Raw genomic sequence first — 16,523 nt, 5'->3', positions numbered from 1 at the left:
TCAAAAAGATTGTGGTTTAGAAAAGCCGAAAAAAAGAAGAGTTATAAATTCTTCTGAAATTAAGAAAACTAATACTAAAAAAAGCGTTAATTTAAATAACGCCAAAGATAACAACAATAATTTTGAATGTGATGAAAATTACTCTCCATCTAGACCTTATATAGACTTATGCAAATTGAGAGAAAGAAAAAATACTGAATTAGTAAGAATTGCTGAATCTCTTAATTTGAACTTAGATGAAATAAAAAATAAAGATTTATTGCTAGAAATATTAAAAGAGTATTCTGTTCTTGGAAATGACATTAAAGCTGAAGGAACTCTTGAAGTTATAAATGATGGGTATGGATTTATAAGGTTTGCATCAGAAGATTATACTTTTTCTGATGATGACATACATGTTCATCAACAATTTATCTCTAGATTCAACTTAAAACCTGGAGATTCACTTGAAGTTAATATCAAAATTCCAGAAAACAACAAAAATTATTCTGTAAAAAGAATAATTTCTATTAATAGCAAACCTGCTAAACGCATATTAGGAAGGCTGTCATTTGAGTCTTTAACTGCTTTATATCCAGATAGAAAAATGAAACTTGAAACTGAAGATAGAAAAAATCTTAGCTTAAGAACTTTAGACTGTATAACCCCAATTGGATTTGGTCAAAGAGCTCTTATTGTAGCGCCTCCAAGAACTGGAAAAACAATTTTATTGCAAGATATCGCAAATGCAATTCATCAAAACCATAAAGATGTAGAGTTGATGGTGCTGTTAATTGGAGAAAGACCAGAAGAAGTCACTGACATGAAAAGATCGGTTCATGGAGAAGTAATTAGCTCAACATTTGATGAGCCAGCAACAAGACATGTTAAGGTTTCTGAAGTTGTGATAGAAAAAGCCAAAAGGATGGTTGAGGATGGGAAGGATGTCGTAATTTTGATGGATTCCATTACTCGTTTAGCTAGAGCCTACAATAATGTTATCCCCTCTTCTGGTAAAGTTTTAACTGGTGGAGTTGATGCCCATGCTTTACAATATCCAAAAAAATTCTTTGGAGCAGCTAGAAATATTGAAGAAGGTGGGTCATTAACGATTATCGCTACTGCATTAGTGGACACTGGATCTAGAATGGATGAAGTTATATTTGAAGAATTCAAAGGAACTGGTAATGCAGATATAATATTAGACAGAAAAGCAGCAGACAAAAGAATCTTCCCAGCATTGGATATACTTAAGTCAGGAACAAGAAAAGAAGAATTGCTGAGAAATGAAGGGGAATTGTCAAAAATTTGGCTAATCAGAAGAATTATTTCAGAAATGAATACAGTTGAAGCTTTGGAATTCTTATTGGATAAGATCCATAATAGCAAAGATAATGATCATTTCTTTAGAATGATGAATAGTTAATTTAATTGAACAGGATTTTTTTTAAATAAAATGCCGTTGAAAGAATATTGCATTTATACAGATGAGGTTGGATATGGATCATGGGCTGGTCCAGTTGTGGTGTGTAGTATTCTATATGAAAAAATAGACAATTATGAAGTGAGAGACTCTAAATCGTTAACAAAAAATATGCGAAATAATACATTTCATAAAATCAGAAATAAATATGACTTTGCCTTATCTTGGTCTCATGCTCATGATATAGACAAATTTGGATTGCGAGTTGCTACTGATGATGCAATAAGAAAATCATGGAATATGCTTAAAAATAAATATAATAAATTAAATAAAAACTCGCAATTAAGCAGCAAAAATGTAAATAAAATGAATATTTTGCTTGATGGGAAATATATTCCTAAAACTATTCACAATGTTATCAGTTTAGTGAATGGCGATAAAAATAATCTTATGATTTCATACGCTTCTATAATTGCTAAGGAATCGAGAGATTTTTATATGAAGCAATTGGGTCAATTTTACTGTAAATATTCTTGGGAATCTAATGTTGGATATGGAACTAAAAATCATATTGACGCAATTAACGAATTTGGAATTACGAAATTTCATAGAAAAAGCTACAAACCCTTAAGGAAATTTTCAGATTCTAGATAATTTTATCAATAAATTTTTAAATTTAATGAATCTTATCTTAAAATTACATGATTTGCATGAATAAATTAAATATAATATTAAAATAATATAAATAAACTATTCCCAAAGGAGAATTAAAAATGAATAGATTATTTTTAATGCTTTTGTCTCTATCTATGATAAATGCAAAAACTTTCATAAATATTTGTGAGGAAAAAACAATGACTTTAGATGGAAATAAATTTTATATTACAAAACACAAGCAAATTGTAAAAAGCAAATACAAAAAACTTCGCAATAAAAAATGTAAAAATCATGCAAAATTCAAAAAACATTACAACAGAGAAAAAGTGATTTTGGGCAGAACTCAATCATCAAGAACTCCAATTCACTTAATGCATCAAAATTAGATCTATTGTAGACTTATTAAAATAAAGAAAATAATGCAACAGTTATTATATAGTTTTGCATATAAATTATTGATATAGAAAATAATTAACAATTAATATATAATTTCTCTATGTTAGTTTATTTATTATTAGCTATTGCATGTGTAAATGCAGAAAAAAGCATTGATAAGAGCAATCAAAAAACTCCTAAATCACAAAGCAATACTTCAAAGAAAGAGAGTAATAACTCAAATTCAAATGAAGAATCTCCATTTCATGAAAGCGATATATATGATTACAGAGGTAAAGCCCCTTTCAATATTGCTGGAAATGTAGAAATTTTATCAACTCATTTATTTTCAGATCAAGATCAAATTGTTTGGTCTGAAGGTGATAAAAAAAATTGGTCACCTAAAGATAAAAAATCAAAAATCAAAGATCCATTTGATAATCTAAAATTTTCTAATGCAAAAATAGGTATTGCTTTGCAAAAAATAACAGGAAATATGAAAATTGGTGTTCAATTTGCCATTAAAGCAAATCCTGAGAAGTTTTCTGTAAGTCAAGCAAGCTTATATGTGAAAAATTATTTCAGACAAACGAAATTAAAATTGTCAGCTAGAGCTGGTTACACTTATGGAGCTGACAAGAAGCTCGCTCCTTTGAGTTGTGGCATTATAAGCAAAACAACAAACTTGTATGCCATGTCAGACGAGATACTTGCTCCTAATGTAATGACAAATGAGAGAATTAATACTAATACTGCAACTTCCATGAAAATAATGATCAAGGCAAAGAAATTTATTAACAACAAGGAAAATAATGTTGTAGCCGCATTAAGTTACACACCTAATCACCCAAATAAAGGCGGATACTCTTTTGCTAAAATTAATGAAAATGATAAGTTAAATGATGATTCTATGAAAAATCATTTAGGAGCTGGTATAAAATGGAATGCTAAAAAAGGTAATTTCACAAACTGCTCTTATGCTACTTTTGGTTATGCAAAAAGATATGAAGTAGATGCAGTTAAAATGAATGATGTTAAAGGATTTACATTAGGAAATAATATTGGCTATAAATTTGTGAAATTTGGATTAAGCTATGGATTAATTGCTGATAAAAAAATTCAATCTTATTCTGATGATTTTCATAATAATAAAATCAAAGGTGTGAAATTTGACAATCAAATTCATGACAAAGCAAATGGAGGGTATGTTGTTTCTCCTACTGTTGCATTTACAATTCCTTCAGGATCAATGGAAGGCTTGGAGATTTACGCTTCATACATGTATTCAGACAGAAAAACAGAATGGAAAGATGCTAAAGATTCAACAATTCATGCGAAATCAAATATTATTTCCACTGGATTTGCTATGCCTTTAAATAAATTTACATTTGGAGCTAAAATGGAAATTATGAAATTTGATAACAAAGCATTCAAAGATGAGCAGTTGATCAAATCTTATTTAACAAGCAAAAAAGAATTCAATACCTTAAGTGAAAATGATAAATGGAGAACAGTTGTTTCTGCATTCTGTAGAGTAAAAATTTCTCACAACCCTTCAGTTAATTGATCAAAACAAACAATGAATTTCATGATTGTAAATTCATTGCAAATATTTACATATTGTAAATTTATAAGACACACTTCTATCGATAAATTTGAAAAGGAAATGCATAAATAAAATAGAAATGCTTATTTTTACTTAAAAATAAAACAGAAACAAACGACAAACAAATATTATTTTGAATGCTAGTTTCTATTTAAATTCATTTTGCACCTTAATAAATCGATTTATAATTTTATTAATAGAAATCTATCTTAATAATTTATACTATAATTTTCTGCTCTAATTTTAGATGATTTTAAAATATTAAATTTATTGCTCAAAAAAATGCTATGAATTTATTTATTTTTGATTAACTGTAATAATACGCATTATATTGTATTATTTTGATAAATTATTAAAAGCATAGGTTAATGAATTATTGAAATTTGACAAAGCTCACATAATCAATCAATGTCATTTAACTAATCTAATTCATTTTTCTTTTATATAAAAAAATCAAACAAAGTATTAATTTTGATGATTATAAGTATAATTATTAGCCTTGATAATATATTTTGCAAATTTATTACTTATTTCTCTAAATGAAATCCAATATTTTAATATTAAATTATAAATTTTGACTGTTATTTTTATTTTCCATAATATTTATTTTTAAGAGATTTTCTATAATCCTATTTTTTAATTTTATAAAACATCATAGAAAAAAGATTGAGCGTAATTTTATTTGTTAAATCTTAGAGGCTCAATTTATAATTTACAAACATTTTAATATATAATTTAATGCTTACTATATCAATTTTTACAATATTTTAATTGTTATGCCCTGCAAATTTAATCTAACTGATTTGTTATAAGAAATTTTTAAATTATTGTAAATATAACTAACTTTATTGATCATGTTAAAATATTTGATCAAAATTTATGCTTTTTACATAAATTTAATGCTATTAACTGGCATAAGTGCATATCTTAATAAATTTAAATTTTATAATTTCACATTAATGAAATATAACATTCTCATTCAATTAAGCGCTAATCCAGATCCTCTAACTTATTCTGATAGAATGATTAATACATTCCGCCCATAGGAGGCATTCCGCCGCCCATGTTATTAGCGCTAGAATTTTTATCATCTTCTTCATCTACTATAGCAGCGCCCATTGTTAGAACCAAAGTTGCTACTGAAACAGCATATTGCAAAGCAGATCTTGTGCTCTTTTTAGGATCCACAATTCCTAATTCCATCATATTTCCATATCCTTCATTAAGGACATCATAACCAAATTGAATATCATCAGATTTTTTAATTTGATCGATGATTACTGCCGAATCATCATGGCCAGCATTGATTAAATTCTGATTAAGTGGGGATAAAATAGCTTTCTTAACTATCTCTACACCAGCTTTAAATGCTTGAGATCCAGAAACATTGTTCAAATTTTTACTTGCATGAATTAATGCAGAACCGCCTCCAGGAAGAATTCCCTCCTCTATAGCAGCTTTCACAGCTTGAACTGCATCTTCTACTCTATCTTTTCTCTCTTTTTGTTCGCTTTCAGTAACTCCCCCAACGCTGATAACAGCTACCCCATTCATTAATTTAGATTTTCTTTCTTCTAATTTTTCTTTATCATAATCAGATGAAGCATCAGAAATATTTGATTTAATCAATTCATATCTTGTCTTGATTTCATTTTCTGAGCCTTTTCCTCCTATAATGGTGGTTTTATCTTTTGTGATAATAATTTTTTCAGTTTGACCCAAATGCTCAACAGTTGTCTCTTCTAAGGACTTGCCCATTTCTTCTGAAATAAATGATCCGCCAGTCAAAACTGCAATATCTTCACAAATTTCTTTTCTTCTATCGCCGAATCCAGGACTTTTAATAACGCAAACTTTCATTATTTTGTTAAGAGAGTTAACTACCAAAGTATTTAGAGCAATTCCATCAACATCTTCTGCAATAATCAAAAGAGATCTGCTTGATTTTACTACATTTTCTAATAATGGAAGAATATTTGCCAAAGAGCTGATTTTCTTGTCATAAATCAAAACATATGGATTTTCTAATTCGCATGTTTGTTTTTCTGTATTGGCAAAATGAGGAGAAACAAAACCACGATCTAGCTCCATACCTTCAACTACATTTAATTCAGTTTGAATGGATTTTCCGTCATCTACACTGATGATTCCTTCATTTCCAATCTTACCAACAGCTTCAGCAATTAATTTTCCAATTTCTTCTTCGCCATTTGCAGAAATAGTCGCAACTTGTTTAATGTGATCACTATTTCCCTTAACAGGAATTGCTATATCATTCAAATAGTCAATAATTTTCTTAGAAGCATGATTCATTCCTTTTGTAATTTCTACAGAATTCATCCCTGCTTCAACAACTTTTAGCCCATTATTCACTAAAGATTGCAATATTACACAAGCAGTTGTGGTTCCATCACCTGCTGCATCAACAGTTTTAGAGGCAACTTCTTTGATGAATCCAGATCCAATTTTATGAAGCTCGTCAGATAATTCTATTTCTTTTGCTACAGTAACTCCATCTTTTGTTACTCTTGGAGATCCAAAAGATTTCCCCATCACAACAACTCTACCTTTAGGTCCTAGGGTAGATTTTACGCAATCAGCAGCTTTATCGATTCCTTCAATAACTTTCTTTCTTGCTTCAAAATCTAAAACTATTCTCTTATTCATTGCTTTTTCCTTTAATAATTCCTGATATATCAGAAGACTTTATAATTACATATGTTCCATCTTTTAATCCTGAAACATTGATTTTTGTTCCAGCCCATTGACCAAACAACACAACATCTCCAACAGAAATTTGCATAGAAATCCTCTCGCCTTTATCATTCAATGATCCAGGCCCAGCAGAAATTACAGTTCCAGTTATTGAATCTTCATTGGAAGTCTCAGGCAGAACTATTCCAGACGCAGTTTGTCTGCTCCTATCAGATTTTTTTACCAAAACTCTATCGCCAAGAGGCTCAAGAGCTCTAACATCATTTTCAGTCAATGACATAATTTCCTCCAATTTCTATGAAGATCAAAAAAAGATCTCACTTTAAAACACTTTATAACATAATATACAAATTTTATCCAGATTCTTGAAATAAAAGATGATTTGCATATGAATATAAATTCTGCATTGATAATTCTGCAAATCAGATAAAATTGCAGATTGCTTAAAGAATTCTTATTTTGCCAAAACAACTTTAATTTTTTTCTTTTTTCCATGCCCTACAATAATTTCACTATCAAAATCATTTTTAGAAATTACTGCATCTTGTTTTTCAATCAATTCTGAATTTACAGTTATGCTATTATTTTTAATTTTTCTCTTTGCGTCAGATGCAGAATCAGATAATCCGATTTCCACAAGCAATTTTGTCAATTTGATTTCTGAATTACTGAATTGCTTATCATCCAATTTAAACTCATCTAAACTATTCATGTTTTTGTTTTCAAAAATAGAAATGCTTTTTTCTTTAGCATTTTTTGTTTTTTCCTCTCCATGAACCCATGAAGTCAAGTAGTCAGCAATCTTCTTTTTCGCATCATTTATAGAATTCTTAACCATATCTTTAATTTCTTCATGAGGAATATCTGTAAACTTCAATAAATAATCTTCCACATCAGAATCTGGTAAATTTCTCCAAAATTGCCAAAAATCAAACACACTTGTTTGTTTTTCATCAAGCCATATAGCTCCTCCGACACTTTTGCCCATTTTTTTTCCACCCTTCAAAAGCAAGGGCAGTGTAATGCCATAAGTTTCTTTTGATGTCATTTTCTTTATAAAATGCACTCCATTAATTATATTTCCCCATTGATCAGATCCACCAATTTGAAGATTGCATCCATGATTCTTGTTTAAATGATAAAAATCATAAGATTGCAAAATAGGATATGAAAATTCCAAAAAACTCAAAGGATTATTATTTTCAATTCTATTTTTAAAAGTCTCTAAATTTACCATCTGATTAACTGAAAACTTACTTCCCACTTCTCTGAGAAAATCAATTAAATTAGTATTTAGCAACCAATTAGCATTATCTTCATATATAACATTTTTAATTAATTTATCAACTTGAGGCTTTATATTATTCATATTTTGATAAATCTCTTCTTGGCTTAACATTGGTCTTTCTTTGGTTCTAAGAGAAGGATCTCCAATCATTGTGGTCCCTCTTCCAAACAAAAAAATACTTTTACATCCATGCTCAGAAAGAATTTTTAGAATTCTCAAAGGAAGAAGATGTCCAATATGCAAGCTTGAAGCTGTTAAATCTGCTCCTAAATAAGCACATATTTGCTTTTTCTCCAATTGATCCGATAAGTTAGATTCGTTGGTTTTTTGATATATTAGTTTTCTAGACTCTAGCCAATTAAGCAAATTCATAATAACTAAAATTTAACATATAAGATGTGAATATAAAATAATAAAATATAAAATATTATTTATAAATTAATCAAAAAAAAGAAACACTTTAAAATTCAATAAAGAAGGAGCTGGATTGACTTTGAAGAGAAAATGCAATTGCTGTCAAATAAAAAAACTTGATAAATTATTTAATCAATTCTGCAAAATTGGATAAACTTAACACACAATGCATTTGTTTAAAAAACTTATTTAAATTAACTATTTAATCACATAATAAATCAAATAAATTGAATCATATTGATAATTTTACAATAGATAAATATACAAAATAAAAAAATCAATCAATATAATCAATATATAAAATCAAAAGATTGCTTATTTGTTGTTATAGATTTAGGGTATTTTCTAATATGTTTGCTCATTTTATATTTATGCACAAATTCATGTATAATTTCTTCTTCAGATCCATAGCTTAATGAAGAAATCTCAGGCAAAGTTAATTCATGCTTTAATTGAGCTAATGTTCTTGATAGTATAGCTTGATCATAAAATTCAATAAATTTACCTCTTCTTGATTTTGGGTTTAATTTATCTTTATTTTCAAATATATTTTCAATATTCTCAAATGCATTAATCCAATTTGATGCAGTTTTCGGACCAATGCTCGGAACTCCAGGAATGCAATCACTCGCATCTCCAATCAATCCAAAAAGATCAGGAATTTGCAAAGGTGACACTCCCATTTTCTGAACTACATCATGCTCATGCATAATCATTAATTTAAATGGATCTATAAAATATACATTTCCACCAACCAATTGCATCAAATCTTTATCACTAGAACAAACATATACTTTTGAACAAGTATTTTTATACTTATTTACTATAGATGCTATCCAGTCATCAGCCTCACATTCTCCTCCCTTAAAGGCGGAAATTCCAAATGCATCACAAGCCTCAAACATAATTTGAAACTGAGGAACAAGATCTTCAGGAGTTGATTTTCTATTAGATTTATATTTAGGGTATAATTTATGTCTCCAAGTTGGCTTTCCACTATCTAATGCAATAGCGCAGTATTGAGGATTAAAATTATCAACAACTTTAAATAAAGTTCTAACAAATCCAGAAACTCCACCTATAGGAAGCCCGTCAATATTATATAAATTTTGCATAGCGAAAAAATTCCTAAATAACAAGCTGAATCCATCCACTATAACCAATTCATTATTAAAATTATTCATAAATATAATTCCATGCCTTCCATATTACTTATTGTTTTTGATTTTGCATTATTTAAAATCAGCAAATTGCTCAAATTTCTCCTTTATTTTGCACAGCATGCCTTTTATATGTAAATTATCTTCAAGAAATACTTTGTCAAAAATCTTCTCTACTTCATAACTTATATTAAGCAAGTTGTTCAAATCATTTTCCTCGCCAATAAGAGCCATCAAAACTTTATATTGATTTTCAGTTTCATCGGAATTTTGACTGTGAATTGCATTGTCGTAATCTAGCTTATTCAATCTGTTATACACTTCAACAATTTTATCTAATTCTGCAAAACTAGATAATTTATCAAGCTTTTTCTTTGCATCTATTATGTCTTTTTCTTTATTCATTTTAGACAATATTCCATATTTTTTATTTAAAACATAATCACATCTCTTCTGGAAATATGTAGAAAATCCAGATAAATCCAAAGAAATTCCCTGGTTGTCAAAATTCAATTTGAAATTCTCGATCAATTCATTTAAATTTACAGAAATTCCTTTTTCACTTAATTTAATAATACAATCAATAATTTGCAAGCATTTTCTTCTAATGGCCAAAGGATCTGCTGATCCACTAGGCGTCATCCCTTTTCCAATAAATGCAAGAGCGCTATCTAAATTGTACAATAAAGATAAATACAAATCATCTTTTGTAGAAATATTATTTACATATTGATTATACAAAATATTACATACATTTTCATTTTCGTTATTTCGTTTTGCATAAAAATAAGAAAGCAATCCTTGCAATTCTGTCATTTCATCTACAGTTTGCATGCATAAATCAAATTGAATAAGCCCAATTTCTCTTATTAAATTATCATTATTAGGACATAATCTCTCTGCAACTTTTTTAATTCTTTCTGACTTTTGATACAAGCTTCCTAAATCTTTATAAAACAAAGTTGATTGCAATTTTGATGAATAATACTCTTCATTGCATGCCATATCTCTTGTCCAAAAGAAATATGCATCATTAAATTTCGACAATACAGTTCTTTTAGTTTGACTTAACAGCAAATCACTGCTCTTCAATGCGTAATCAGAAAATACAAATAAATATTTCAAAATATTTCCATGAAAAATTCCAATATGTTGCTGCTCTTTTAGAATAGCCTGCTTGATTTCATTAGGTATTTCAAAAGTGTCATTAATCTCTGCGCAATATACATTTACAGATTCCATTTGAGAGCAAATTCTTAAAATATCTTTTTGATTAATACAGCATAACTTTTTATTGTTTTCAAAGTTATTATCGGAATTATTATCAAGAAATTGATCATTTTTGTTATTATTCTCATTATTAATAATCAATTTTGTGTTTTTATCATTCTCATTAGTTGATTTAAGTTTTCTAAAAGAATTTTCAATCTCCATAATCAAAATATCCAATTTTTTGCTTTCTTCTAAATATATATTTTTGTTTTCTAGGCAATTTTCATATTCTTCAAAATTAGACGCAATAAACTCTTCTCTTTTAATTAAATCATATATAAAAGAAGATGAAGTAGATAAATCAATAGCATCCATATGCCAAAGCATTGGACTTCCATTAAAAATTGATACCAATCTCCTAATTGGCCTGATCCATCCCATTTTCTTGCTCCAGAACATTACTTTGTTCCATTTCATTTTTTTCATGATATTTATACAAATCTCAGGAATCATATCTTCAATGTTTTTTGAAGCATAAATGTTTTTTACATAATAGAATCCATTTTCCACATATGCATCTGATTTATTTTTTCCATGTTTTTTAAGAAATTTCTCCAATATTTCATCAGCGATGCTAGATTTCGGACCCTTGATAATTTCATCATCTTTGCAAATCTCGCTTGGCAAATCATTTACAGAAGTTATAACTCTTGTATTAGTCAAATAAATATCAAGAGAAACATTTCTGATTTGATGGTCTTCAAATTCACTTTTAATTGCATCAATCCATCTTTTCTTACTAGTCTCTATTATTTCACTAGGAATGCTCTCGTGCATAATTTCAAATAAAAATTTATTCATGATTTATTGCTTTCTTGGCTTGCGCATTTCTGCCCCACACTTCTCAATTTATTTAACTCATCAACGCGTTGTGTAGGACTGAATGCTTGCCTGGATTCTAATGTATTAAATGCGTGACTAGCTCTCAAAAATTCCTCGTATGCTGGGTATCGCAAATTCAAACTCAATAAATGAATTGATTCATTTAAATGCATATCAAAAGTATTTTTAAGATACTCAACATTATAATTATTATTAGAGGCAATGCTAAACTCTGAATCATCTATATCATCATATTTAACTCCATCTTGCCATATTATATCTCGCCAATTTTCAATATTCTGCAAACTCATTGCGATTCTTTCAAGTCCATAAGTCAATTCAACAACTTGTTCACTTAATGGCTTTCCACCCACTTGTTGAAAATAAGTAAATTGCGCAATTTCGCTATTGTTTGCCCAAACTTCACTACCTACTCCAAATGCTCCCAAACTTGGACTTTGCCAGTTTCCAGCAAGAAATTTAATTTCATGAACATCTAAATCAAATCCAATATCAAGCAAACTGTCCAAAAATACATCTTGAATATTTTCCATTACAGGATTAATTGTAACTTGGAATTGATGATGCTTATAAAGTCTATTTTTGCTATCTGGCCTACTATCTTGCGGCCTTCTGCATGGTTGCATATAAGCCAACCTATGTTTTTTAGATGCATTTAAAATAAAGTGTGGATGCATAGTTGCAGCTCCAACTGTCATATCAGCAGGATGAATAATTTTACAACCAAATTTTATCCAAAACTTCTCTAATCTATCGATAATTTCTAGAAATGTCATGAGAAAATTGAGTTCCTTTGTGTTAAAGATCTCATTATTCTGTAAATTTTACAAGCAAATCACTTCAAATATTCTTCAAAAATCATTTGCTCTTTTCTTTCTAAATTCTTTTTAAAACAAACAAATCATTGAAATAAAGCGATGTTTGATAAATAAATTTATGTAGAATTAAATCATGATAAGTTAAGTATAAGCAATTTCTCCTATCAATTAGCAATTTCTTTGCAAATCATATTTAAAATTAAAATAAAAGGAGAATAGTAATGAAATATATCTATTTAAGCATTGCCGCTTTATTGATTTCTAATACATATGCTGATGCAAAAGAAGTTAACATGAGTATTGTAGAGGGAAAGCCTGTTCACACTGAAATAAAAAAAAGCGATGATAAATCGTTTAAAAAAACAAAAAGAAAATCTAGAAAGAAAGTTACTTCCAAATCAAGAAGAAAATCCGCTGCTAAATCAAGAAGAAAATCCGCTGCTAAAAGAAGGAAAGTTACTTCCAAATCAAGAAGAGCTGCTAAAAGAAGAATTTCAAGATCTCGCAAGCCTGTATTTAGAAGAAGCGCAACTAGATCTGGAAGACGAATTGCAAGAAGAAGCTTCAGACCAACTTCAAGATCATCTGCATCATCTGCAAAAACAAAAAGCGCAACAGTTTCTTATTATGACCAATTATCTAAAGATTATGACAAAAATATGACTGATCTAAGAAGCATGAATGCAGAGAAAATGGCGTTAACAACAAAATTGACAAACAACACAAAATTAACAGCAAAAGAAAAAGTGGAATTGGAAAATAGATTATTTGTTGTTGAATCAAAAATTAAAAGCACTCAATTTGCAACTAATAAAGCTAAAAATATTCTAGAAAATTCCTCAGCATTTTTAATAGAAGAACATAGCAAGAGAAGTGCAATCGAACAAAATGCTTCTCAAGAGATGAACGAAATTGAAAGATCAGCAAAAGGAAGCATAAATGCACCTTCGTTGAATTCACCTAAAAAAACAGCAGACAATTCAACTAATGTAGATGATGATTATTTTTCAATTCCTAAAATAGCAGGAGACAATTCAACTAATGCAGCACTTCAAACTTCTGTATCTGAAACTGGAGCAATTCCTGATGCCCCAGCACTTCCTAAAGAAGGGATAAAAGGCTTGTCTAAAGCAACATCTGGAAATTCAACTAAAGCGAGTTTTCTGATAGAGCTTGAAGAAAAAGGCAGAGAAAAAAGAAAAGCTCTTGATCTTGCTGCAGAAAAAAGAGCTGATAAATTATCAATGGGGGAAATAGCTTTTGACGAAACTCCTGCATCTGAAACTGGAGCAATTCCAACACCTCCTCTTGTGCCTAAAACTGGAGCAATTCCAACACCTCCTCCTGCGCCTAAAACTGGAGCAATTCCTGATGCCCCAGCACTTCCTAAAGAAGGGATAAAAGGCTTGTCTAAAGCAACATCTGGAAATTCAACTAAAGCGAGTTTTCTGATAGAGCTTGAAGAAAAAGGCAGAGAAAAAAGAAAAGCTCTTGATCTTGCTGCAGAAAAAAGAGCTGATAAATTATCAATGGGAGAAATAGCTTTTGACGAAACTCCTGCATCTGAAACTGGAGCAATTCCAACACCTCCTCCTGCGCCTAAAACTGGAGCAATTCCTGATGCCCCAGCACTTCCTAAAGAAGGAATAAAAGGCTTGTCTAAAGCTTCAATGCCTTTAAGTGAAGATCAAGATAGCAGAGCGGATTTGTTCGCAGAAATAAGAAAAGGAAACTTCAAATTAAAGAAAGCGAAAGAAACAAAAAGCGAATTTGAAGAAAAAATGAGAAAGGCACTGATTAGGCAACGTATGATGTCTGGTAATTATAAAGATTCTGATGAAAATGACATCTAGTAATAAACTTACTGAAGCGTGAAATGAGCTTAGAAAAAAGAAATAATTTAAAAAACATTGTAAAAATGGAAGTAGATTGAGAGATTAAGCTCATCATAAATCTTTAACAGAAATATTTATCTAACATAAAACTGCATTCAAATGAAATCGATAGAAATATAAAATAAAGCTGCAGCCAAATGAAATCGATAGAAATATAAATACTAAACGCTAAAAGCAAGCAACATAAAACAATGCTATTTTTTACATTGATATTTTCACCAATCATTTTCATAGAAATATTTATTTATGCAAATTTATACTATACAATGAATTTTCCATGTTAATATTTATTTTCATAAATCACTTGTAAAGAAAATTTATTTGCGAATTACATTATCTTCGCAATGAAACTTTATTTCCCCAAGAATGCGATATTTTCCCTTCGATTTCAAGCTGAGCAAGCAGCGCTCTAACCGTACTGATCGGAATATCCATTTTATTAATAAGTAATTCTATCGAAATTGGGAAAAATCCAATCATATCTAATAATTTCTCGCTATAATCAGATAGTTGCTTCTCAGAGAAATCGTATTTTATTTCTGGAATATAGCTCTCAACTGGCTCTTTGAGAGAAAAATCTTCAAATGCATTTGTAATATCGTGAATAAATTCTACTAAAGCAGCTCCTTGTTTAATCAATTTATTTGCACCACGCGAACGAGGATCAAGCGGGCATCCAGGTATAGCAAAAACATCTCGACCATTTTCTAGAGCACATTGAGAAGTAATTAGAGATCCAGATTTTACACTAGCTTCTGCAATTAACACTCCCAAACTCATTCCAGCAATAATTCGATTTCGATTTGGGAATAAATGCGCAGATGGCTTTGTTCCAAATTCTACTTCTGATAATATAACGCCTTTTATTGCAATTTTTTCGTATAATGATTTATTTTCTGATGGGTAAACATGATCTATCCCATTTGCAAGAACTGCAATTGTTCCAGTATTTAAACTATTCTGATGAGCGCATGTATCAATTCCACGAGCTAATCCTGAAACTATAGTGTATCCATTTTCTCCTAATTCAGATGTAATTCTTTTTGTCATAACTTGACTTTGTACAGAGCATGTTCTAGACCCAGCAATTGCAAAAAGCTTCTCTCTACTTAATATGCCCAAATCACCTTTTGCGCAAATAACGGGAGGGCAATCTCTAATTTCACGTAATAAAATAGGGTAATTTGGCTCTGAAAAACATATAATATCAGCTCCATAATTACGAATTTTTCTCATTTCTTCTACAGCATATGTTTTAGATTTAACTTCAAGTTTTGTTTCTAAAAATTTAATTACCTTATCTATAGTTTTATGAGTATTTAACAAGTGAAAAAAGCTAATTGGGCCAATATTTTTCGTCCTAATAACTCTTAGAAAATCTATTTTTTCTTCTTCGGTTAGAATTTTATTGAATTTATTATTATTCTGTTCATACTTTATCATCTGCATCTCTTGGATAGGTCAGAAACAATATGTTTGTATATAATTGCCACACTTAACAAAGCTATTAACATAAAAATCTCTTGAACTTTAATAAATGCAATAATACACATAATGAATAATGCTACATAACTAGCATAAGTTGGTCTAATTTTGCAATAAACCAATGCGATCCATGTAATCATAGGTATTAGTGCGTAAAATTTTAGAATTGCTAAACATATTCCGAAAAATGCAGCGACTCCTTTTCCACCTGACCATGGTGCATAAATATGACCAATTACTATCCATGATCCAAATAAAGCAGGATTAGGAAATAACAAACATGCAAATCCTTTCCCTACATCAAACAAAGCAGTTAGAATTCCAACAACTTTTCCATTAACCCTAAAAGCATTGGTTGTTCCTATGTTTCCTGATCCACAATTTCTCAAATCTTTTTTCCCTAACAAAAAAGACCAAATCCTTCCAAATGGGATAGATCCTACAAGAAAAGAACTTGTTAACAATATAAAATCATGCATTTTGATTTATACCTTTCATGGTTTTTGTATTTTTCACTATTTCCCTAGATTATATCAGCTTCATATAAAAATAAATATGCAATATAGAGCTAGCAAGCAGCATTGAATGTAAAT

At 29.5% G+C, this 16,523-nt stretch carries 13 protein-coding genes; 5 read left to right on the top strand and 8 right to left on the bottom strand.

Features of this window, described 5'->3' with window-relative positions; all coding sequences use genetic code 11:
* Positions 1–160: 160 nt before the first annotated feature.
* The 4 genes from rho (at position 161) to FZC35_RS01195 (ending at position 4,001) form a co-directional block, all read left to right on the top strand.
* The gene (rho, locus tag FZC35_RS01210; protein WP_148981146.1) at positions 161–1,405 is read left to right on the top strand and encodes a transcription termination factor Rho; all 1,245 of its coding nucleotides are present in this window, start codon (positions 161–163) and stop codon (positions 1,403–1,405) included.
* Between the two features lie 30 nt (positions 1,406–1,435).
* On the top strand, positions 1,436–2,056 hold the full coding sequence (locus FZC35_RS01205) for a ribonuclease HII (RefSeq protein WP_148980844.1): 621 nt from the start codon (positions 1,436–1,438) through the stop codon (positions 2,054–2,056).
* 119 nt (positions 2,057–2,175) lie between these two features.
* On the top strand, positions 2,176–2,445 hold the full coding sequence (locus FZC35_RS01200; protein ID WP_148980843.1) for a hypothetical protein: 270 nt from the start codon (positions 2,176–2,178) through the stop codon (positions 2,443–2,445).
* A gap of 110 nt (positions 2,446–2,555) precedes the next feature.
* The gene (locus FZC35_RS01195) at positions 2,556–4,001 is read left to right on the top strand and encodes a hypothetical protein (RefSeq protein WP_148980842.1); all 1,446 of its coding nucleotides are present in this window, start codon (positions 2,556–2,558) and stop codon (positions 3,999–4,001) included.
* A gap of 1,065 nt (positions 4,002–5,066) precedes the next feature.
* Here the strand turns inward: FZC35_RS01195 and groL are convergent.
* The 6 genes from groL to FZC35_RS01165 form a co-directional block, all read right to left on the bottom strand.
* Positions 5,067–6,707 carry a chaperonin GroEL gene (gene groL / locus FZC35_RS01190; protein WP_148980841.1) on the bottom strand — a complete coding sequence of 547 codons (1,641 nt, stop codon included), beginning with the start codon at positions 6,705–6,707 and terminating at the stop codon, positions 5,067–5,069.
* Entirely contained in the window at positions 6,700–7,035 is a 336-nt protein-coding gene (locus FZC35_RS01185; protein ID WP_148980840.1) for a co-chaperone GroES, read from the bottom strand. Before FZC35_RS01185 ends, groL begins: the two co-directional genes overlap by 8 nt.
* Positions 7,036–7,209: 174 nt before the next feature.
* The gene (gene tyrS / locus FZC35_RS01180) at positions 7,210–8,415 is read right to left on the bottom strand and encodes a tyrosine--tRNA ligase (protein WP_148980839.1); all 1,206 of its coding nucleotides are present in this window, start codon (positions 8,413–8,415) and stop codon (positions 7,210–7,212) included.
* A 332-nt stretch (positions 8,416–8,747) separates the two neighbouring features.
* The gene (locus FZC35_RS01175) at positions 8,748–9,641 is read right to left on the bottom strand and encodes a 5'-3' exonuclease (protein WP_148980838.1); all 894 of its coding nucleotides are present in this window, start codon (positions 9,639–9,641) and stop codon (positions 8,748–8,750) included.
* Between the two features lie 48 nt (positions 9,642–9,689).
* Positions 9,690–11,690 carry a glycine--tRNA ligase subunit beta gene (locus tag FZC35_RS01170; RefSeq protein ID WP_148980837.1) on the bottom strand — a complete coding sequence of 667 codons (2,001 nt, stop codon included), beginning with the start codon at positions 11,688–11,690 and terminating at the stop codon, positions 9,690–9,692.
* Positions 11,687–12,508 carry a glycine--tRNA ligase subunit alpha gene (locus FZC35_RS01165; protein ID WP_148980836.1) on the bottom strand — a complete coding sequence of 274 codons (822 nt, stop codon included), beginning with the start codon at positions 12,506–12,508 and terminating at the stop codon, positions 11,687–11,689. Before FZC35_RS01165 ends, FZC35_RS01170 begins: the two co-directional genes overlap by 4 nt.
* Positions 12,509–12,771: 263 nt before the next feature.
* Here FZC35_RS01165 and FZC35_RS01160 point away from each other — a divergent pair, with 263 nt between their 5' ends.
* Positions 12,772–14,403, top strand: a complete 1,632-nt coding sequence (locus tag FZC35_RS01160; protein ID WP_148980835.1) for a WH2 domain-containing protein — start codon at positions 12,772–12,774, stop codon at positions 14,401–14,403.
* A gap of 375 nt (positions 14,404–14,778) precedes the next feature.
* On the opposite strand, the gene dprA is transcribed toward FZC35_RS01160, so the two are convergent.
* Positions 14,779–15,888, bottom strand: a complete 1,110-nt coding sequence (gene dprA, locus FZC35_RS01155) for a DNA-processing protein DprA (RefSeq protein ID WP_172618996.1) — start codon at positions 15,886–15,888, stop codon at positions 14,779–14,781.
* Positions 15,885–16,409, bottom strand: a complete 525-nt coding sequence (locus tag FZC35_RS01150; RefSeq protein ID WP_148980833.1) for a glycerol-3-phosphate acyltransferase — start codon at positions 16,407–16,409, stop codon at positions 15,885–15,887. Before FZC35_RS01150 ends, dprA begins: the two co-directional genes overlap by 4 nt.
* Between the last annotated feature and the right edge of the window lie 114 nt (positions 16,410–16,523).

Origin of the sequence: Candidatus Cytomitobacter indipagum (assembly GCF_008189285.1) — a bacterium.
GTDB classification, from domain to species: Bacteria; Pseudomonadota; Alphaproteobacteria; order CAJXXZ01; family 1604HC; genus Cytomitobacter; species Cytomitobacter indipagum.
Note: the sequence above shows the minus strand (reverse complement) of the source record. Positions and strands in the feature narration are given on the sequence as shown.